The organism is Variovorax pasteuri (genome assembly GCF_051216435.1).
GTDB lineage: Bacteria > Pseudomonadota > Gammaproteobacteria > Burkholderiales > Burkholderiaceae_C > Variovorax.
The window spans coordinates 631,167-650,554 of sequence record NZ_JBPJZS010000002.1 but is presented as its reverse complement, the minus strand read 5'-3'; the positions used below and the strand labels follow the sequence as shown (position 1 = coordinate 650,554).

The following is a 19,388-nucleotide window of genomic DNA, read 5'->3' as shown; positions in this document are numbered from 1 at the left end:
AGCAAGCGGCAAGCCGGTCAGGCGCGGATGCCGGTCGCCGTCAGGTGCAGCAGCCGGTCGGCTCGGGCGGCCGCGCTTTCGGAGTGCGTCACCAGCACCAGCGACGCACCGTGCTCGCGGGTCTGGCCGATCAGCAGGTCCATCACCTTGGCGGCGGTCGAGGGGTCGAGGTTGCCCGTGGGCTCGTCGGCCAGCAGCAGGGCGGGGCGGTGCACCAGCGCGCGCGCAATGGCCACGCGCTGCAGCTGGCCGCCCGACAGCGTCTGCGGCAGCCGCGCGCCCATGCCGGGCAGGCCCACGGCGTCGAGCATTCGTGCGACGCGTTGGTCGTCCTTGTTTTTCTCGCCCAGCAGCATCAGCGGCAGCGACACGTTCTGCGCCACGTCCAGGTGCGGCAGCACATGGAAGGCCTGGAACACGAAGCCCACATGGCTGCGCCGCCAGAGCGCGCAGGCTTCGCCGTCGAGCGCGCCGATGTCGGTGCCGTCGTGCGTCACCGTGCCCTGGTCCCAGCTGTCCAGCCCGGCCATGCAGTTGAGCAGCGTCGACTTGCCGACACCCGACTCCCCCACGATGGCGACGAACTCGCCGGGCTCGACGGCCAGCGTCACGTTCTCGAAGACAGGCGATTCACCGTAGTGCTTGCCGAGGTTGGTAATGCGCAGCGTCATCCGGCTTGGGTGGTCTTGGCGATCAGTTGAACGGCGGTCTGCACCGCGTCGGGGGCGTCGCAGGCGATCACGGTGCGCTGCGGCATGCTGCGCAGCCAGGTGACCTGCCGCTTGGCGAGCTGGCGCGTGGCGGCGATGCCGCGCTCGCGCAGGTCGGCCATGGCCTTGGCGTCGGGCGCCGCATCGCCGCAGGCGGCCAGCGTTTCCCAGGCCTGGCGGTAGCCGACGCAGCGCATCGAGGGCAGGTCGGTCGTCAGGTCACCGCGCGCGCGCAGCGTACGCACTTCGTCGAGAAAGCCGGCCGCGAGCATCGCGTCGAAGCGCTCGGCGATGCGCGCGTGCAGCCACGCGCGATCGGCCGGTTCCAGCGAGAACAGCACGCCGCCTTCCACGGGCCGGGCCGTCTTGTTGTCGCTCGCGTGAAAGCTCGACAGCGGCTGCCCGCTGCTGGCCCACACCTCGAGCGCACGCTGGATGCGCTGGCTGTCCTGCGGCGCCAGCCGCGCGGCCGTCACCGGGTCGACCACGGCGAGCCGCGCGTGCATGGCGGGCCAGCCGAGCGCGGCTGCCTCGGCGTCGATCTGGGCTCGCACCGCGGCGTCGGCCGCCGGCATTGCGTCGATGCCATCGAACAGCGCCTTGAAGTACAGCATGGTGCCGCCCACCAGCAGCGGCAGCGCGCCGCGCGCGCGGATCTCCTCGATGAGCCGCGTGGCGTCGGCCACGAAGGCGGCGGCGCTGTAGCTCTCGCGCGCATCGAGGATGTCGATCAGGTGGTGCGGCACGGCGGCCTGCTCGGCCGCAGTGGGTTTGGCGGTGCCGATGTCCATGCCGCGGTAGACCAGGGCCGAATCGACCGAGATGATTTCGATGGGCTGCAGGCGGGCCAGCGCGAGTGCGGCGGCGGTCTTGCCGCAGGCCGTGGGGCCTGCGAGCGCGACATAGCGCGGGGGGGCTTGGCGAGGGGCAGCGCCAGGCGCTGCCGGGGGAGCGGCCTCGGCGGCCGGAACGTAGCTGGGGGACATGGTGCGCCGAGGGTAGCAAATGGCGCGTGCCCGGCTGGGCACCGGGGCTTCAAGGGAGGCCGGTGCCGGCTGGTGCCGTTCCCTTGTGCGTCAGATGGCCGCGGGCACCGGCGGCCGCACCTTGCCGCTCACGTCCTGCGGTGTGAGCCCGCCGGCGGCCGGCGGTGCAAGCTTGGGCGTCGGGCGCGGCACGCCGCCGTTGCTGGCGACCATGTTCTCCGGCTTCATGCGGAACAGCTGCGTGAGCGCGGCGCGGTATTGCGTCTCGCCGATCGAGTTGGTGTTGTGGTGCGAGCCGCCTTCCACCAGCACGAACTGCTTGGGCACCGTGGCCGCGTCGTAGAGCTTGCGTCCCAGCGTCGGGTTGATCAGGCTGTCGGCCGTGCCGTGCACCACGAGCAGCGGCGCGCCGATGTCCTTGACCTTGTCGATCGCATCGAAGCGCTGCGTGATGAAGGGGCCGAAGGGCAGCCAGCCCCACTTGAAGCTGCTGACCACGTCGGCGATGGACGTGAAGGTGCTCTCCACGATGGTGCCGCTCTCGTCGTTGACGTGCGCGGCCAGGTCGATGCCGATGGCGCCGCCCAGCGAGTGGCCGAAGATGTAGCGGTGCTGCTTGGGGTGGCGCGCGGCCAGCCAGGTCCAGGCGGCGCGGGCGTCCTCGCGGGCCGATTCCTCGGAGGGCAGGCCCTTGGAGCTCTTCCCGAAACCGCGGTAGTCGATGGCCAGCACAGAAAAGCCCAGCTCGTGCATGCGCTGGATGCGCGGTGCGGAGCCGGCCACGTTGTAGCGCGCGCCGTGCAGGTACAGCAGCACGGGGGTGTCGGTGGTCTCCGGTGCGCCGCCCAGCCACAGGCCGTGCAGGCGAGCCGGCTCGCCGGTGAGGGAGGACTGGAAGTCGATCCACACGTCCTCCATGCCCTGGGTCATGGTGGCGGTGTTGCCCCAGCTGCGGTCGCTGGGCTGGAAGATCCACTCACGCTGCTGCGCGTCGAGCGTCGAGCAACCGGCGGCGAGCAGGGCACACAGCGAGAAGACAGACGCGAGGAGGGGCCAGCGTTTCATCATGGGGTTGAGGGACAGCGAAGTCGGCGTAAAAGTTCATCTGCTCCTACCGCCGTGCGCCGACATTGCACTTTGGTAACCCCCTCAAACAACGCTCATTGGCGCTTTGTGAACCTATGCAACGTGCGTGCCCGCTGTGCGGATGACCGTCCAAAACCCTCGAAAACCCTGAAAAAAGCGCCGAAAACCCTAGCGGCCGCGCATGAACAGCGCGTCGAGCTCCCGAACAGACAGCTGGCGCCAGGTCGGCCGGCCGTGGTTGCACTGGTCCGAACGTTCTGTTGCTTCCATTTGGCGTAACAGTGCGTTCATCTCGTCGATGGTGAGCTTGCGGTTGGCCCGCACGGCCCCGTGGCACGCCATGGTGGAGAGCAATTCGTTCTGCGCGCGCTGCACCACGGTGCTGGCGTCGTGCTGGGCCAGCTCGGCCAGCACGCTGCGCGCCAGCTCCACCGGATCGCCGTCGGCCAGCGTCGAGGGCACGGCGCGCACCGCGAGCGTGCGCGCGGAGAAGGGCGTGATGTCCAGGCCCAGCGTCGGCAGCACGTCGGCGCAGGCCTCGGCGGTGGCCACTTCCTGCGGCGTGGCCGCGAAAGTGGCCGGGATCAGCAGCGGCTGGCTGCCGATGGCGGCCCCGTCGAGCTGCGTCTTCAGCCGCTCGTAGACGATGCGCTCGTGCGCCGCGTGCATGTCGACGATCACGAGGCCCTGGCTGTTCTCGGCCAGGATGTAGATGCCCTGCAGCTGCGCGAGCGCACGGCCCAGCGGCCAGGCCTCCTCGTTGGTGGTGATGGATGCGGGGCCGGCGCCGGGGCTCGATGGCAGCCCGATGGGGGCGCGGAACGCCATTGGTGACGCAGTTGGCGACGCACTTGGCGCGGACCATGGCAGTGCGCCGGATTCCTGTGCGGGCACGGACTGCCCCGTGCGCTGGGGCCACATCGCCTCGAAATCACCCGCGCCGCGCTCCTGCGCTACGAAATTCATAGCGGGTTGCGACCAGCTGGCGCTCGTTGGGAGCTGGCTTTCCTTGAAAAACGGCTGCTGCGCGGCCGATGGCGCGAGCGCGTCGCCGGCGCGTGGGGCGGCCAGGGCGTCCTCGATCGCGTGGCGCACCGCCTGGTGCACCTCGCGCCCGTCGCGAAAGCGCACTTCGATCTTGGTCGGATGCACGTTCACGTCGACCCGCGCCGGATCGATTTCCAGGTACAGCGCGTAGATGGGCTGGCGCTGGCCGTGCAGCACGTCTTCGTAGGCGCTGCGCACGGCGTGCGACAGCACCTTGTCGCGCACGAAGCGCCCGTTGACGTAGAAGAACTGCTGGTCGCCGCGCGAGCGTGCCGCGTCGGGAATGCCGGCGCGCCCGACCACGCGCACCGGGCCGCCGGTGCGATCGACTGCCACGCTCTGCGTGACGAAGTCGTCGCTCAGCGCGTCTGCCAGACGCTGCTCGCGCGTGGTGGCGGCGCGCCACTGCTCGACCAGCTTGCCGTCGTGCCAGACCGAAAAGCCCACCTCGGGCCGCGCCAGCGCATGCCGGCGAACGGCCTCGATGCAGTGGGCCAGTTCGGTGGCGTCGGTCTTCAGGAACTTGCGGCGCGCGGGTGTGGCAAAGAACAGCTCGCGCACCTCGACCGTGGTGCCGGCAGCACGCGCCACCGGCCGCAGCTCACCCGTGCGCCCGTCGAGCGAGAACGCGGTGTCGGCGCCGGTGAAGCGCGAAAGAATGCTCAGCTCGGCAATCGCATTGATGGCCGCGAGCGCCTCGCCGCGAAAGCCCATGGTGCCGACCGTTTCCAGGTCGTTCAGGCTCGCGATCTTGCTGGTCGCATGGCGGCGCAAGGCCACCGTGAGTTCTTCGCGCGGAATGCCCAGGCCGTCGTCCTCGACGGAGATCAGCCGCACGCCGCCCGATGCCAGCCGAACGGTGATGTGGCTCGCGCCCGCGTCGAGCGCGTTGTCCAGCAGTTCGCGCACCACCGAGGCGGGCCGTTCGACCACTTCACCGGCGGCGATCTGGCTGATCAGTTCGTCGGGAAGCTCGCGGATCGGGCGGCGTTCGATGGGGGTGCTGGGGGTGGGGAGGGCGCTCACCGGGGCATTCTAGGAGCGAGGTGGCGCCGGCGCGGCCGGCGGGGCATCGGGTCCGGCCCGACCCCAAAGCCCCGCGCGCACGATTCAGTGCGGCAGCAACTGCTTGAACATGACGAACGCATCCACGAACCCGCGCTGCGGATGCCGGAACGCACCCGGCAGCGTGCCCACGATGGCAAAGCCCAGCTTGCGCCACAGCCGCACCGCGCCTTCGTTGGTCGACACCACGAAGTTGAACTGCATCGCGCGAAAGCCCATGCGCACCGCCTCCTGCTGCGAGTGTTCGCACAACGCCGAGGCCACCCCCAGCCCGCGCGCTGCCTCCGACACCACGTAGCCGCAGTTGCTCACATGCGCGCCGTGCCCCGGCTGGTTGGGCTTGATCACGTACGTGCCCAGCACCGCGCCCTGGTCGTCGCAGGCCACGAAGGTTGCGGCGGGCAAGGTCATCCACGCGTGGCGGACCTCGGCCTCGGTGACGTCGGTCGCGAAGGTGTAGGTGTCGCCGCGGCGGAATGTGGGCTCGAGGAACGACCAGAGTGCGGGCCAGTCCGTGTCGGTGGCAAGGCGAATGTGCAGCATGGGGTGATTCAGGGAGCGTTCGATTTCAACAAGGATAATCCGCGCCCATGGAAATCATCAGCTTTCTCGTCGACTTCATCCTGCACGTCGACAAACACCTCGAGGCCTTCGTCATTGCCTACGGCCCCTGGGTCTACGCGCTGCTGTTCCTCATTGTCTTCGTGGAAACCGGGGCGGTCGTCATGCCGTTTCTGCCCGGGGACTCGCTGCTCTTCATCGTGGGCGCGCTGTGCGGCGCGGGGCTCATGAGCTTCCCGCTGGCCTGCGGCATCCTGATTGCGGCGGCCATCCTGGGCGACCAGTGCAACTACTCCATCGGCCGCTTCTTCGGGCCCAAGGTCTTCCAGTGGCAGAACTCGCGCTTCTTCAACCGCAAGGCCTTCGACCAGGCCCACGCCTTCTACGAGCGCTATGGCGGCATCACCATCGTGCTGGCGCGCTTCATGCCGTTCATTCGCACCTTCGCGCCCTTCGTGGCCGGCGTGGCCGAAATGGGCCGCGCCAAGTTCACCATGTTCAACGTGGTCGGTGCGCTGATCTGGGTGCTCGGCATTGCAACAGCCGGCTACTTCTTCGGCAACCTGCCGCTTGTGCGCCAGCACCTGGACAAGATCATCTGGGCGCTGATCTTCATTCCGGGCCTGCTGGCCATCTTCGGCGCATGGCGCGCGTCGAAGGCCGAGAAGGCGCGTGCGGCCGCCCAAGCCTGATCTTCTTTCTTCTCCACCATGAAAAAACGCGCCGAGGGCGCGTTTTTTCGTTCAAGCCGGCTGGCGATCAGTAGTTCGGGCCGTTGCTCGGGTAGTAGCCGCTGCCTTGCGGATAGCGCTGGCGGTTGTAGTTGCGCTCGTCGGCATTGCGGCCGACCTGGTTGCCGATGATGCCGCCGATGGCAGCGCCACCCACGGTGGCGGCCGTGTTGCCGCCGATGGCGTTGCCCACGAGCGCACCGCCCACTGCACCGACGCCAGTACCGAGGTTCTGGTTGGGGCCGCTTGCGCAGCCTGCAATCGTCATGACCGAAGTGGCTGCGGCTGCAGCGATCCAGAGACGTGTGTTCATGATGTCCACCTTTCGAAGAGTGATGGGTCAATCATGGCCAACGCCCCTGTTGTCGCCGTGTAGGAGCCTGCCGCGCCTGGCTGTGCGGTGTCACAGGCCGGCAGCCGTGGGACAGCAGGGCCTGCCTAGAGTTTGCAAGGCAGGCGCCTGAATCAGAGCTGGCGGCTGCGGGCCAACGGCGGGTTCTGCGAGAAGTACCGCTGGATGCCGCGCATCAGCGCATCGGACAGGCTTTCCTGGTAGTCGACGCGGCGCAGGTTGGCTTCTTCTTCCGGGTTGCTGATGAACGCGGTTTCCACCAGCACGCTGGGAATGTCCGGCGCCTTCAGCACTGCGAAGCCGGCCTGTTCGACCTGGCCCTTGTGCAGCCGCGCGCCGATGCCCTTGATTTCGCCGAGCATGGCGCCGCCCAGCTTCAGGCTGTCGTTGATCTGTGCGGTGGTGCTCATGTCGAGCAGCGCGCGCTGCACCTGCGCCTCGTGGCCGCCGACGTTCACGCCGCCCACCTTGTCGGCGTCGTTTTCCTTGTTGGCCATCCAGCGTGCCGCGCTGCTCGACGCGCCGCTCTGGCTCAGGGCGAACACGCTCGCACCGCGTGCGGCCGGCGTGGTGAAGGCGTCGGCATGGATGCTCACGAACAGGTCGGCCTGCACGCGGCGGGCCTTCTGCACGCGCACGCCCAGCGGCACGAAGAAGTCGGCGTCGCGCGTGAGAAAGGCGCGCATCGGGTTGCCGTTGACGCTGCTCGCATTGATGCGGTCGCGCAGGCGGAACGCCACCTGCAGCACGATGTCTTTCTCGCGCGTTCCCGCCGGGCCGATGGCACCGGGGTCTTCGCCGCCGTGGCCGGGGTCGAGCGCCACGATGATGATTCGGTCGGTGCGGCTCGCGGTGGCGGTGCCGCCCCGGGCCGCCGCCACAGCCGGTGGCATCGGCGGCGGCAGGGGCCTGACGGGCGGTGGTGCCACGAGCACCGGCGGTGGGCCCGGCCGGTCGGCGCCGGCCACCACCGGCGGCGGCGGCGTGGGAGGACCGGGGCGCATGGCTTGCTGCGCTATCAGGTCGCCCAGCGCGTCGCCGGCGGGGGGCGCGGGGCGCACCGGCACGCCGGGCGGGGGCGGCGGTGCGGGCGTGGGGGCCGCGCCGGCCATGGCCGAGCTGCCCGTTGAATTGCCTGTTGCACTGCCTGCCGTACGGGGCGCGTCGCGCAGCCGCTCGGCGATCAGTGCTTCCATCGGGTCGACGGCCTGCTCGGGATACAGGTCGAGCACCAGCCGGTGCTTGTACGCGGCCACGGGCGCGAGCGAGAACACCTGCGGCACCACGGCCTGCTTCAGGTCGAACACGATGCGCACCACCTTCGGTGCGTTCTGCCCCACGCGCAGGCCGTTGATGAACGGGTCGCCCGGCTTGATCTTGCCGACCAGCTCACGCAGTTCGGGGTTGAGGTCGATGCCTTCGATGTCCACCGCGAGCCGCGGCGGGCTGCCCACCACGAGCTGCTGCGAATTGAGGCGCGCGTCGGACTCGATGGTCACGCGGGTGTAGTCGGCGGCGGGCCACACCCGCACGGCGAGGATGGAAGCGCCGCGCGCGATCTGGTGCACGCCGAGCATCAGCGCGATGCTGCCGCCTTGCAGCAGCACGCGCCGTTTCAGGCCGCCCGCCTTCATGCGGCGATGCGCGCCAGCAGATCGCGGCCGCGAGGGGTGTTCGCGAGGAGGGTCACGCTGCGTGTGTCGTCAGTCATTGCTTCTATTTTAATAGCGAGGTCGGCAGGTGGGGTACGGCCCGCGGCGTTGTCTGGCCATTCGGCCAGCTTGAGCCCGGGGCCCGCGAAGATGTCGCGAAAGCCCGCGTCGTCCCATTCGCGCGGGTCGGCGAAGCGGTAGAAGTCGAAATGGAAGATCTGCAGGCCGTCGGGCGCCTCGTGCGGCTCCACCACGGCATAGGTGGGGCTCTTGATGCGCCCCTCGATGCCCAGCGCGCGCAGCAGGTGGCGCACGAAGGTCGTCTTGCCCGCGCCCAGGTCGCCATGCAGCGCGATGAAAGCGTCGCGCACGGCCGGCGAGCCCGCGAGTGCGCGCGCGAAGGCGTCGGTGTCGTCTTCGCTGCGCCAGCACAGGGTGCGGGTGCTCGTTTGCGTTTCTACAATCGGCAAGTGATCGTCAGCCATCCACTCGTTGTTCGTATTCAGGCCTTGGCCCGGGATCTCGGATTCTCCCAAATCGGAATCGCGGGCGTCGATCTATCGAGCGCCGAGCACGGTCTGATGCAATGGCTGGCCCATGGGTTCCACGGCGAGATGCAATACATGGCAACGCACGGCACGCGGCGCGCCCGCCCGGCCGAGCTGGTGCCGGGCACGGTGAGCGTGATCACCGCGCGCATGGACTACCTGCCGCGCGACACCTCGCCCGAATGGCAGGCCGTCGAGTTCGACCGGCTCACGCGCCCCGGCGAGGCCATCGTGTCGGTCTATGCGCGGGGCCGCGACTATCACAAGGTGCTGCGCAACCGGCTCGCCAGGCTGGCCGAGCGCATCGCCGAAGAGGTGGGCCCCTTCGGCCATCGCGCCTTCACCGACTCGGCCCCCGTGCTCGAAGCCGAGCTGGCCTCGCGCAGCGGGCAGGGCTGGCGCGGCAAGCACACGCTGGTGCTCGACCGAGACGCGGGCTCGATGTTCTTCCTGGGCGAGATCTACGTCGACATGGAGCTGCCGCCGAGCGAGCCCGTCACCGCGCACTGCGGCAGCTGCAGTGCCTGCATCGACGTGTGCCCGACGCAGGCCATCGTCGCGCCGCGGCGGCTCGATGCGCGGCGCTGCATCTCGTACCTCACCATCGAGCACGGCGGACCGATTCCGGCCGAGCTGCGCCCGCTCATGGGCAACCGCATCTACGGCTGCGACGACTGCCAGCTGATCTGCCCCTGGAACAAGTTCGCGAAGAAAAGCACGCTGCCCGATTTCGATGCCCGCGAAGGGCTCACCGGCCGCACGCTGGCCGAGCTGTTCGCCTGGACCGAAGAAGACTTCCTGCGCCGCACCGAGGGCAGCCCGATCCGCCGCATCGGGCATGAGCGCTGGCTGCGCAACATCGCGGTGGCGCTGGGCAATGCGGCGAAAGCGGGCGAGGGCGGGGCGCAAGAAGCACTCGCGACACGGGCCTCGCACGACAGCGAGCTCGTGCGCGAGCACGTGGCCTGGGGCCTGGCGCAGCAGGCCGGCAGCTGAATACTCAGGCGGGCAGGATCTCGCGCACGCGTTCCCACGGGCGGCACATCAGCGTGCCGCGCGGCGACACCACGATGGGGCGCTGCAGCAGGATCGGGTGCGCGACGATGGCGTCGAACAGCTGGTCGTCGGTCAATGTCTCGTCGGCCAGCTTCAGTTCCTCGTAGGGCGCTTCCTTTGTGCGCAGCAGGTCGCGCGGGCCCATGCCCATGGCCTTGGCGAGTTCACGCAGCTTCTTCTTCGAGGGCGGCGCTTCCAGGTACAGCACGATCTCGGGCTCCACGCCGCTTTCGCGGATCAACGACAGCACGTTGCGCGACGTGCTGCAGTTGGGCTTGTGGAAGATCGTCATCGGGTAGGCGGTGGTGGGGGTGCGTGCGGTCATGGCGGAATCATCGCAAAAACGCGCAATCCGCCGCTGTCACGCCGCCAGCAGCGCGTCGACCTTGTTCAGGCCTTCCAGCGTGCGGAAGCAGGCCTCGGCCACTTCGGTGCCCTTGACGGCGAAGTGGCGGTGGAAGTACTTGCGGTGCTCCACGTGCTCGTGGAAGTGGTGCGGCGTGAGCACGGCCGAGAAGATCGGCACGTCGGTCTCCAGCTGCAGCGACATCAGCGTGCTGACCACCGTGCTCGCCACGAACTCGTGGCGGTAGATGCCGCCGTCCACCACCAGCGCGCAGGCGACGATGGCCGCGTACTTGCCGGAGTTGGCGAGCCGCTTGGCGTGCAGCGGAATCTCGAAGGCGCCCGGCACGTCGAAGATGTCGATGAGCTCGCGTGCCACGCCGAGCCGGTCCATCTCGGCAAGAAAGGCGTCGCGGGCCTGGTGCACGATGTCGGCGTGCCACTGGGCCTCGACGAAGGCGATGCGCGTGCCGCGCGGGGAGCCCGATGCCGTCACTGCGGAAAGGGGAAGGTCGTTGATCTGACTCATGGTGTGCCTCTAGAAAGCAGGTTTCCTGAATCAGGGCGCACGAAACCACAGGCCCGCCCGCGCGCCGGCAAATGCGAGGCGCGCGGGCATGCCCGCATTTCGCGCTCTCTTTCATCCGGACTGTGACCGTCGGCTTCGGAATCTCACCGAAATCTGCTGACCCCGGGGCTTGTTGCAAGCTCCAGGCGCTCGCGGGCTCGTGCAGCCTCCTTTCGGAAGAGCCGCCATCACCGCCGGTGGGGAATTGCACCCCGCCCTGAGAACGCTTGCCACCCGGCGAACCGGACGACGGAGCGATTCTAGAAGTCCGGCGCAGGGCCGGGTTGTCGCCCGCGCGCCAGACCTTCAGGCGCGCGGGGATTTTCTTCAGAAGCGATACGTGGCGGCCGCGGTCACGTTACGGCGCTGTCCGTAGAAGCAGTCGCCGCGCGTGAGGCAGGTGGTGATCTGCACCTTGTCCGTCAGGTTGCCGACGTTCAGCGACAGGCGCAGCGGGCCGTTGTCCCAGGCGAACATCGCGTCGAACAGCGTGACCGACGGCGTGCGCAGGGCGTCCGTGCCGTCCCACGATTCGCCCAGGTAGCGCACGCCGCCGCCCAGCGAAAAGCCGGGCACGCCGCCGATCGAGAAGCGCCGCATCAGCCAGGCCGAGGCCGCGTGCTTCGGCACGCCCGACAGGCGCTTGCCCAGGTCGGCGCCGTTGCTGCGCGAGACGCGCGCGTCGGTGTAGGCATAGGAGGCGATCCAGTCCCAGTCGCGCGCGATGCTGCCCTTGTACTCCAGCTCCAGGCCCTTCACGTGCACCTCGCCGAGCTGCACGCTATTGAGCGGGTTGGTCGGGTCTGTGGTCTTGCGGTTGGTGTCGCGCAGGTCGTACACCGCCGCCATGAAGGAGGTGCGCTGGCCTTCGGGCTCCCACTTGATGCCGGCCTCCCACTGCTTGCCGCGCTGCGGCTTGAAGGGCGTGTTGTTCAGGTCGACGCCGCCCAGCGGCAGGAACGATTCGGCATAGCTCAGGTACGGCGCCCAGCCGCCGTCGGCCAGGTAGACCAGGCCTGCGCGCTTGGTCGTGGCCTTGTCGTCGACGGCGGCCGCGGGGCGGCCTTCGGTGTCGGTGTCGGCCTTGTCGTGGCGCAGGCCCAGCAGGCCGATCCATCTGCCGTACTTGACCTGGTCCTGTGCGTAGATGCCTACCTGCTTCTGCACCACGGCGGGCTGGCGCGTGAGGACGGCGGGCGGCGTGTAGTTGCCGTACACCGGCGCATACACGTCGAGCGCGCCCGCGCGGCCGCGGCCGGTGAGCTGCGAGGTCTGGTTGCGCTGGAAGTCGGCGCCCACCAGCAGCGTGTGTTCGACCGCGCCAGTCTTGAAATGCGCTTCGGCCTGGTTGTCGATCAACAGCATCTTGCCGCCGCTGATGGTGGAGCTCAGGTCGCGCTCGATGGTGCGCTGGTCGATGTTGAACACCGGCCGCGCGGGCCGGCCCGTGAGGCGGTTGGCCGTGAAGCTGGTGTACGAGGTGTCGTACCAGACCTTGCTTTCGGTCGAGCGCAGGTTCTGCCGCACGGTCCACGTGTCGTCGATGCGGTGGCTGAACAGGTAGCCCAGCGAGGTGTTGCGCGAGTCGTAGCGGTCGAAGCCCGGCTCGCCGGTGAAGGTCGAGGTGGGAATCTGCCCGTAGAGCGAAGGCTGCAGCGTGCCCTGCCACGGGAAGAAGCCGATCAGCGAGCCGCTCTTGTCCTTTTGGTACGACGCCTGCAGCGTGAGCGAGGTGTCGGTGCTCGGGCGCCAGGTGAGCGATGGCGCCACCAGGATGCGGTCGTCAGACACGTGGTCGACCTGCGTGCCGCTGTCGCGGTTCACGGCCACCAGGCGGTAGAGCCACTTGCCTTCGGTATCGAGCGGGCCGGTGAAGTCGGCCGCCACCTGCTTGCGGTCGTGGTTGCCCAGCTGCACCTGCACTTCGCGCTGCGCCTCCGCTTGCGGCCGCTTCGACACCATGTTGAGCACGCCACCGATGCCCCCTTGCCCGTAGAGCACCGACGACGGGCCGCGCAGCAGCTCGACGCGCTCGAGCTGGTACGGATCAACCCTGGTCGAGTTGTAGGTGCCGTAGGTGCGCTGCAGGCCGTCGAGGTACTGCACCGCATCACCGCCGCGCACCTTGAACGAATCGACCCGGCTGTCGAAGTAGCTCGACACCACGCCGGCCGTGTAGTTGGTGGTTTCGCGCAGCGTGAGCGCACCCTGGGCCTCCATCTGGTCGCGCGTGATGACCGAGATGGCTTGCGGCGTCTCGATCAGCGGCGTGTCGGTCTTGGTGGCGGTGCCGCCGCGCCTGGCGACGAAGCCGGTCACCGGGCCGGTGGCGGTCTCGTCCGAATCGCCCGAGACGGTGACGGTGGGCAGCGCCCTGCGGGGCTCGTTGGCTTCGTCCTTGTCCTCGGCGTAGGCCGGCACGGCCGCGCTCAGCGCCACGGCGGTGGCGGCAAGCGTGGCGCGGCGGCCGTGCGAAATGCGTGAAAGGGGTGAAAGGGGTGAAAGGCGCCAATTCGGGCGACGGATCCTGGATGTCATGTGCAGCTTCTCCTGTGTCCTGCGTGAAGGGGGAGTGGCTGCGGCGCGCGTCGGGGCGTGCCATGGCTTCTCGGGTTCGGTTCGGTCCGTGCGAGCGCATCCGGCCGCGCGCCGGATGCCGGCGGCCGATGGTGTTTGTGTGTCTGTGCGTCGTCGGGGCAGCCGTTGCGGCTGCGGTCTTCGTTCCTTCGAAGACGGCTGGCGCGCCCGTGGCGGGCGGCTGGCTGAGCGGCGGAATTATAGAAGCGCTTCAGCGCCCCGAAAGGAACTGCGTCATGCGCTGCAGCTCGTCGTCCAGCGCCGCGCGAAAGGCCGCGTCGCGCGGCTTCTTGTCGACGTAGCCGAAGTCGGGCTGCACCTGCCCGCCGGGCGCCGTGACGTTGGCCCAGCCGATCACGCGGTCGTGCCACAGCAGCGGCAGCGCGTAGTAGCCGAACTGGCGCTTCGGCGCGGGCGTGTAGGCCTCGAACTTGTACGTCCAGCCCCACAGCAGCTCGAAGCGGCGGCGGTCCCACACCACCGGATCGAAGGGCGCGACCAGGCGCACCGCGTCGTCGGGGGCGTGGCGGCGCGAGGCCGGGTTCTCGCCGGCGGGCCAGTACCAGGTGGTGCCGTCGATGCGGCAGCTCGCGAGTTCGTCGCGCGCGATGCGCAGTGCCGCCTGTGTCTGCGCCGACAGGTGCGGCGCGCCGTAGCCGAGCAGGCGCACGAGGTAGGTGAGGCTCGCGGCCGGCAGCGGCGCGTACTTGCGCACCACCAGTGCGATGAGCGCGGCGGCGCGCAGCGCGCGGCCGGCGGGGCTGTCGTCGGCGGGCAGGTGCGCGACGGCCGCGTACACGCGCGTGCCGCTGTCGCGCCGCACCACGCGCAGCATGCCTCGGTAGTGCATGCCGTCGAGCAGGGGGTGGTCGCGTTGCTCGAGCCGCCCCAGTAGTTCTTGACCCGGCCGTGCGCGAAATGCTGCTCGACCTGGCGCGGGTGCACGGGGCCGTGTTCCTGCACGTAGGCCAGCACGTCGGCGGCCTTGCGGCGGGTGTCGGCGTCCCAGGCCTGCCTGGCTTCGCGCGGATGCATCAGCGCCAGATGCTCGCGCGGCAGGAAGCCGTAGTTGACGAGACAGTCTTCCTCGACGGCGAGGCGGGCGTAGCGGCTTTCCAGGTCGCCCGCGCGGTAGTCCGTCACGCGGTGGCGCAAGGTCAGGTCTTGCGCACGCGCGGGGGCGCGGATGGGATCGGCCTGGACAAAGCCGAGCTGGCGGATCGCTGCGGGCAGCGTGGTGGGTTTGAAGAGGGTCCGCGCCACGGCATAGCGGCGCAGGTCGTCGAGGGTCGGGTCAGCCATCGGCGAATTGCAGCACAGGCGGCAGCCTTTCGCTTCGCGGCGCTGCGTCAGACCGCGCTACGGTGTCGCTCGATGCAGGCGTCGAGCGTTTCACCGCCAGGCCGCTGCCACCAGTCGAGGTTGGAAAAAATCTCGACCTCGCTGAACCCGGAGAAGCCTGCGTCCTCGACCCACCCGCGGATCTTCTTCAGCTCGACCACGCCGTCGCCCATCATCCCGCGGTCGCTCAACAGATCGCGCGTGGGCGTGAGCCAGTCGCACACGTGGTAGGCCAGCAGGCGCTCCCGGCCCGCGCGGGCAATCTGCTGCCGCAGCTTCGGGTCCCACCACACGTGATAGATGTCCAGCGCCACACCCAGCATGCCGCTCTTGCCCGCATCGAGTTCGTCGCACAGGTCGAGCGCATGTTCCAGCGTGTTGATGCAGGCGCGGTCGGCCGCCTGCATCGGGTGCAGGGGCTCGATGGCCAGCGGCATGCCGACCTCGCGGGCGTACTCAAGGGATGCGGCAATGCCGTCGCGCACCTCGTTGCGCGCACGGCCGATGTCCGTGTACGCGGCCTTGCCCTCGAGCGCACCGGGCAGCGCGCCCACCACCAGCACCAGGCAGGGCGCATCGAGTGTCTTGGCCTCGTCGATGGCGCGGCGGTTGTCGTCGATCGCGGCCTTCAGGCCGGCCGCATCGGGCGCCGGAAAGAAGCCGCCGCGGCAGTAGCCTGACAGGCCGATGCCGTGCGCCTTCAGTTGCCTGGCGACCTTGGCCAGGCCGACGGCCGCCACCTGGTCGCGCCACGGGCTGATCGCACGGATGCCGCGCTCGGCGCACTGGTCGATGATGCGGTCCAGCGGTACCTCGGCGCCCAGTTGCTTGCGCACCGTGGCGGTGTTGATCGACAGCCAGTCGTGGTCTTTCGAAAAATCACGCATGGGGTGGCTTCAACCTTCCACGCCGTGCAGGGCCAGCAGCGTCTTCATGCGCCGCACCGAAAGTTCGGGCTGCTCCAGCAGGTTGGCCGCGTCGGCCAGGCGGAACAACTCCGCGAAGTGCTGCAGCGAACGCGTGCTCTGCTGGCCGCCCACCATCGTGAAGTGCTTCTGGTGGCCGTTGAGCCAGGCCATGAACACCACGCCGGTCTTGTAGAAGCGCGTGGGCGCCGCGAAGATGTGGCGCGACAGCGGCACCGTGGGTCCGAGGATGGCGTGGAACTTCTCGGTGTGCCCCTGCGCCAGCGCGCCCAGCGCGGCGCTGGCCGCGGGCGCGATGGCGTCGAAGATGCCCAGCAGCGCATCGCTCTTGCCGTGCGTCGGTTCGCTCCCGAAACCGTCACCCGCAATCAGCTCTGCGTAGTTGAAATCGTCGCCCGTGTACATGCGAACACCACGGCCATCGGCCCCTCCGGTAGCGGGCAGGCGCCGGCGCATCGCAATTTCCTTGTCCTTGTCGAGCAGCGAGATCTTGATGCCGTCGACCTTGTCGGGGTGCGCCGCGATGATGCCCAGCGCCCTGTCCATGGCCGCATCGACGTCCTTCGTGCCCCAGTAGCCCGCCAGCGCCGGGTCGAACATGTCGCCCAGCCAGTGCAGCACCACCGGCTGCTTCGCCTGGCCCAGGATGCGGTCGTACACCCGCTCGTAGTCGGCTGGGCTCTTCGCCACGCGGGCCAGCGCGCGGCTGGCCATGACGATGAGCTTGCCGCCGAGCTTCTCGATGGCGGCCATCTGTTCTTCGTAGCCGCGGATCACGTCGTCGACGCTCTTCACGTCGTCGATGTCCAGGTGGTCGGTGCCGCAGCCCGAGGCGACGAGCGCGCCGGGAATATCTTTCGCCGCATCGAGCGAGCGGCGGATCAGTTCGAGCGACGTGGGCCAGTCCAGGCCCATGCCGCGCTGCGCAGTGTCCATGGCCTCGGCCACGCCCAGCCCCAGCGAGAACAGGTGGCGGCGGTAGGCGATGGTGGTGTCCCAGTCGACCGCGCATTGCAGCCACGGGTCGATGGCGGCGAGCGGGTCGGCCACGACGTGCGCGGCCGAGTAGGCGATGCGGTCGAACTTCACGCCCGCAGCAGGCTTCACCGGCACGGTGCCGCGCAGGGTGTACGGCGCCAGCGTGCCGCCGGCGGTGGGGAGGATGAGCGAGAGCGCCATGGCCGCCTCAGACCTTCAGCGGGGACACGTCGACCCAGCGGCGGTCCTTCCACGATTCGAGCGCGGCCTCCACCAGCTGCACGCCCTTGGCGCCTTCGGGCAGCGTCCACTTGTAGGGCGCGTTCTCGACCACGTGGCGAATGAAGTGCTCCCACTGGATCTTGAAGCCGTTGTCGTAGACCTGCGAGTCCGGAATTTCCTGCCATTGGTCGAAGAAGTTCATGGTCTGCTTCTCGTCGGGGTTCCACACCGGGCGCGGCGTGGCCACGCGCGACTGGGCGCGGCAGCTCGACAGGCCCGCCACGGCCGAGCCGTCGGTGCCGTCCACGTGAAAGGTGACCAGGTCGTCGCGGCGCACGCGCGTGACCCAGCTCATGTTGATCTGCGCGATGACGGGCTCGCCGTTGTGGCCGGTGAGCTCGCAGGTGGCGTAGGCCGCGTCGTCGGCGGTGGCCTGGTAGGGCTCGCCGGCTTCGTCCCAGCGCTTGGGGATGTGGGTGGCGCCTATGCACGACACCGACTTCACCTCGCCGAACAGGTTGTCCAGCACGTAGCGCCAGTGGCACATCATGTCCAGGATCATGCCGCCGCCGTCTTCCTTGCGGTAGTTCCAGCTCGGGCGCTGGATGGGCTGCAGGTCGCCCTCGAACACCCAGTAGCCGAACTCCAGGCGCACGCTGAGCATGCGGCCGAAGAAGCCCGCGCGGCGCAGCATGTCGAGCTTGCGCAGGCCGGGCAGGAAGAGCTTGTCCTGCACCGCGCCGTGCTTCAGGCCCGAGCCTTCGGCCAGGCGGGCGATTTCGACGGCTTCGTTCAGGTTGGTGGCGATCGGCTTCTCGCAGTACACGTGCTTGCCGGCGCGGATGGCCTTGGCCAGCAGCGTGGGGCGCATCTGCGTGGTGCCGGCGTCGAAGAAGATGGTGTCCTCCTTGTTCTCCAGGGCCTTGTCGAGGTCGGTGCCCCAGCGCGCGATGTTGTGCGCCTTGGCGAGCGCCTCCATCTTCTCGGCGTTGCGGCCGATGAGGATGGGGTCGGGCATGACTCTGTCGCCGTTCGACAGCGTGACGCCGCCTTGGGCGCGAATGGCGCAGATCGAGCGGATCAGGTGCTGGTTCATGCCCATGCGGCCGGTGACGCCGTGCATGATGATTCCTAGACGTTGGGTGGCCATCGTTTGCTTCCTTGAGATGCGAGAGAGATTGGAGATCGAAGCGGGGGGCTTCAGTAGACGGAACGCATCGCGTCCCACGAGATGCCGGCGCCGGGTTGGCCGGTGGCGAAACCGGGCGCGGTGGCGAGCGAGGACAGGTCGAGCTGTCCGTCGCGGATGGCGAGGCGCACCGCGCCGTCGCTTTGCTCGTAAAGGCCGGGGTGCAGCTTCAACAGGGCCTGCTGTTCGGCCTCGGGCGCGGCTGCCAGGCCGTTGACGTAGTGGTGCCCGTTGCGCTCCACGTGCGACAGGCCCAGCCAGGCGACCAGCGCCAGGTCTTGCTGCACGCCGAGGCCGGCCTGCATGGTGAGGTCTTCACCGGAAAGGAAGTAACGCGGCTTGTCCTGGGCCGCATTCCAGTGGGCGCAGCGCGCCGCATTGACCACCGACTTGTAGAAGCCCTTGCAGCTCTTGCTCGACACGCCGGTGTAGCCGAGCGCGCGGGCCTGCACGAAGGCGTCGAGCGTCGCGTCGGATTCGTCGATGAGCAGCGGAATGCGCTTGCCCAGCGCGGACACGTCGCGCTGCAGCGCCGCATCGCGCCGGATCGGCTGCTCGACGAACGCCGTCTTCTGCGCGAGCTTCCACAGCACGGGCGTGGACAGCATGCGGTCGAGGAACACGGCGAAGTCGTCGGCGTCCGCGTACTGCTCGTTGCCGTCGAGGGTGACCAGTTGCGCGTGGCCGTCGATGACGCGGGCGATGCGCTGCAGGCGGTCGATGTCCCGCGCGGTGTTGCCGCACAGCTTGATCTTGAAGTGCGTGAGGCCGTAGCGGCGCACGGCCGCGGCCAGCGTGGTGGGCAGCCCGTCGGTCGGCGCATCGGGCGCGGCGTCTTCGTCGTCGATGGCATCGGCCAGGCCCACGGTGTGGCGCGCCGCGATGCGCACGCGCGGCGACTTGCCGGCCAGGAACGCGTGCATGTCGAACCCCGCGAGGTCGTCGACCAGGCCGCTGCCGGCGATGTCGATGCCGCCGAGGTTGCCGTTCATCGCCGTGGCAAAGCTCACGCCGGTGTGCAGGCACAGCGCGTCGAACAGGGCGCGGTCGATCAGCGCCGGGCCGTAGCTGGCCACCAGCGGCTGCAGGCCCTTGGCCTTGGCAAGGTCCTGCAGCGCGGCGTAGTTCGATGCGAAGTGCGTCCACGCGGTCTGCGCTTCGGGCTCGGCCGTGTAGGCCTCGCGCGCGTCGCGCAAGGCAAAGCGCAGTTGTTCGAAGTTCTGCTCGTGGGTGAGCGCGGGGTTCTTGTCGAACCACTTGGGCACCATCATCTCGGCGGCGCAGCCCTCGGCGGTGCGGCCGTCCGCCAGGCGGATGCGGGCCTTCACGTAGACCTGCGGGCAGGCCGTGACGGTGGCCGCGCCGAAGCGGAACGGCAGCCGCAGCGCCACGTGGCGCTCGGCAAAGCGGACTTCCTCGACGTGAAAGCGGATCGCATCCATGGCTGT

The 19,388-nt window shown here is 69.0% G+C and carries 17 protein-coding genes, 1 pseudogene and 1 riboswitch; of the genes and pseudogenes, 2 read left to right on the top strand and 16 right to left on the bottom strand.

Annotation, left to right across the window (positions count from 1 at the left end; all coding sequences use genetic code 11):
* Positions 1–17 precede the first annotated feature (17 nt).
* The 5 genes from ACSFBM_RS10160 to ACSFBM_RS10140 form a co-directional block, all read right to left on the bottom strand.
* A complete protein-coding gene (locus ACSFBM_RS10160; RefSeq protein WP_435484228.1) occupies positions 18–671 on the bottom strand; it encodes an ABC transporter ATP-binding protein in 654 nt (217 codons plus the stop codon).
* Complete coding sequence (gene miaA / locus ACSFBM_RS10155; protein ID WP_435484227.1) at positions 668–1,696, bottom strand: tRNA (adenosine(37)-N6)-dimethylallyltransferase MiaA; 1,029 nt, start codon at positions 1,694–1,696, stop codon at positions 668–670. Before miaA ends, ACSFBM_RS10160 begins: the two co-directional genes overlap by 4 nt.
* Positions 1,697–1,786: 90 nt before the next feature.
* Entirely contained in the window at positions 1,787–2,761 is a 975-nt protein-coding gene (locus tag ACSFBM_RS10150) for an alpha/beta hydrolase (protein ID WP_435484226.1), read from the bottom strand.
* A gap of 189 nt (positions 2,762–2,950) precedes the next feature.
* On the bottom strand, positions 2,951–4,855 hold the full coding sequence (gene mutL / locus ACSFBM_RS10145) for a DNA mismatch repair endonuclease MutL (RefSeq protein WP_435484225.1): 1,905 nt from the start codon (positions 4,853–4,855) through the stop codon (positions 2,951–2,953).
* Positions 4,856–4,939: 84 nt separating this feature from the next.
* Entirely contained in the window at positions 4,940–5,437 is a 498-nt protein-coding gene (locus ACSFBM_RS10140) for a GNAT family N-acetyltransferase (RefSeq protein ID WP_435484224.1), read from the bottom strand.
* A 47-nt stretch (positions 5,438–5,484) separates the two neighbouring features.
* Between ACSFBM_RS10140 and ACSFBM_RS10135 the strand changes: the two genes are divergently transcribed.
* Entirely contained in the window at positions 5,485–6,147 is a 663-nt protein-coding gene (locus ACSFBM_RS10135) for a DedA family protein (RefSeq protein ID WP_435484223.1), read from the top strand.
* A gap of 67 nt (positions 6,148–6,214) precedes the next feature.
* Here the strand turns inward: ACSFBM_RS10135 and ACSFBM_RS10130 are convergent, their stop codons facing one another.
* The 3 genes from ACSFBM_RS10130 to tsaE all read right to left on the bottom strand — a co-directional run bounded on the left by ACSFBM_RS10130 (position 6,215) and on the right by tsaE (position 8,675).
* Positions 6,215–6,499 (bottom strand): glycine zipper domain-containing protein, encoded by a 285-nt coding sequence (locus ACSFBM_RS10130; RefSeq protein ID WP_435436650.1) that lies wholly within the window; start codon positions 6,497–6,499, stop codon positions 6,215–6,217.
* A gap of 152 nt (positions 6,500–6,651) precedes the next feature.
* Positions 6,652–8,172: an N-acetylmuramoyl-L-alanine amidase gene (locus ACSFBM_RS10125; protein WP_435484222.1), complete on the bottom strand. Its 1,521-nt coding sequence runs from the start codon at positions 8,170–8,172 to the stop codon at positions 6,652–6,654.
* A complete protein-coding gene (gene tsaE / locus ACSFBM_RS10120; protein WP_435484221.1) occupies positions 8,169–8,675 on the bottom strand; it encodes a tRNA (adenosine(37)-N6)-threonylcarbamoyltransferase complex ATPase subunit type 1 TsaE in 507 nt (168 codons plus the stop codon). Before tsaE ends, ACSFBM_RS10125 begins: the two co-directional genes overlap by 4 nt.
* Between tsaE and queG the strand changes: the two genes are divergently transcribed.
* Positions 8,661–9,734 (top strand): tRNA epoxyqueuosine(34) reductase QueG, encoded by a 1,074-nt coding sequence (queG, locus tag ACSFBM_RS10115; RefSeq protein WP_435484220.1) that lies wholly within the window; start codon positions 8,661–8,663, stop codon positions 9,732–9,734. The two genes, tsaE and queG, sit on opposite strands and share 15 nt — an antisense overlap.
* Before the next feature lie 4 nt (positions 9,735–9,738).
* On the opposite strand, the gene arsC is transcribed toward queG, so the two are convergent.
* The 8 genes and pseudogenes from arsC to ACSFBM_RS10075 all read right to left on the bottom strand — a co-directional run bounded on the left by arsC (position 9,739) and on the right by ACSFBM_RS10075 (position 19,382).
* Positions 9,739–10,119: an arsenate reductase (glutaredoxin) gene (gene arsC, locus ACSFBM_RS10110; RefSeq protein ID WP_435484219.1), complete on the bottom strand. Its 381-nt coding sequence runs from the start codon at positions 10,117–10,119 to the stop codon at positions 9,739–9,741.
* Between the two features lie 36 nt (positions 10,120–10,155).
* Positions 10,156–10,668 carry a 6,7-dimethyl-8-ribityllumazine synthase gene (locus ACSFBM_RS10105; RefSeq protein ID WP_435436655.1) on the bottom strand — a complete coding sequence of 171 codons (513 nt, stop codon included), beginning with the start codon at positions 10,666–10,668 and terminating at the stop codon, positions 10,156–10,158.
* Between the two features lie 99 nt (positions 10,669–10,767).
* Positions 10,768–10,936: riboswitch (FMN riboswitch) on the bottom strand.
* Between the two features lie 98 nt (positions 10,937–11,034).
* On the bottom strand, positions 11,035–13,245 hold the full coding sequence (locus tag ACSFBM_RS10100; protein ID WP_435484218.1) for a TonB-dependent siderophore receptor: 2,211 nt from the start codon (positions 13,243–13,245) through the stop codon (positions 11,035–11,037).
* A 250-nt stretch (positions 13,246–13,495) separates the two neighbouring features.
* Positions 13,496–14,586, bottom strand: a pseudogene (locus ACSFBM_RS10095) (DNA glycosylase AlkZ-like family protein).
* A gap of 47 nt (positions 14,587–14,633) precedes the next feature.
* Positions 14,634–15,512: a sugar phosphate isomerase/epimerase family protein gene (locus ACSFBM_RS10090; protein ID WP_435484217.1), complete on the bottom strand. Its 879-nt coding sequence runs from the start codon at positions 15,510–15,512 to the stop codon at positions 14,634–14,636.
* Positions 15,513–15,521: 9 nt separating this feature from the next.
* Positions 15,522–16,730 carry a dihydrodipicolinate synthase family protein gene (locus ACSFBM_RS10085; RefSeq protein ID WP_435484216.1) on the bottom strand — a complete coding sequence of 403 codons (1,209 nt, stop codon included), beginning with the start codon at positions 16,728–16,730 and terminating at the stop codon, positions 15,522–15,524.
* Between the two features lie 7 nt (positions 16,731–16,737).
* A complete protein-coding gene (locus tag ACSFBM_RS10080; protein ID WP_435484215.1) occupies positions 16,738–17,901 on the bottom strand; it encodes a Gfo/Idh/MocA family protein in 1,164 nt (387 codons plus the stop codon).
* A gap of 50 nt (positions 17,902–17,951) precedes the next feature.
* On the bottom strand, positions 17,952–19,382 hold the full coding sequence (locus tag ACSFBM_RS10075; protein WP_435484214.1) for an enolase C-terminal domain-like protein: 1,431 nt from the start codon (positions 19,380–19,382) through the stop codon (positions 17,952–17,954).
* Between the last annotated feature and the right edge of the window lie 6 nt (positions 19,383–19,388).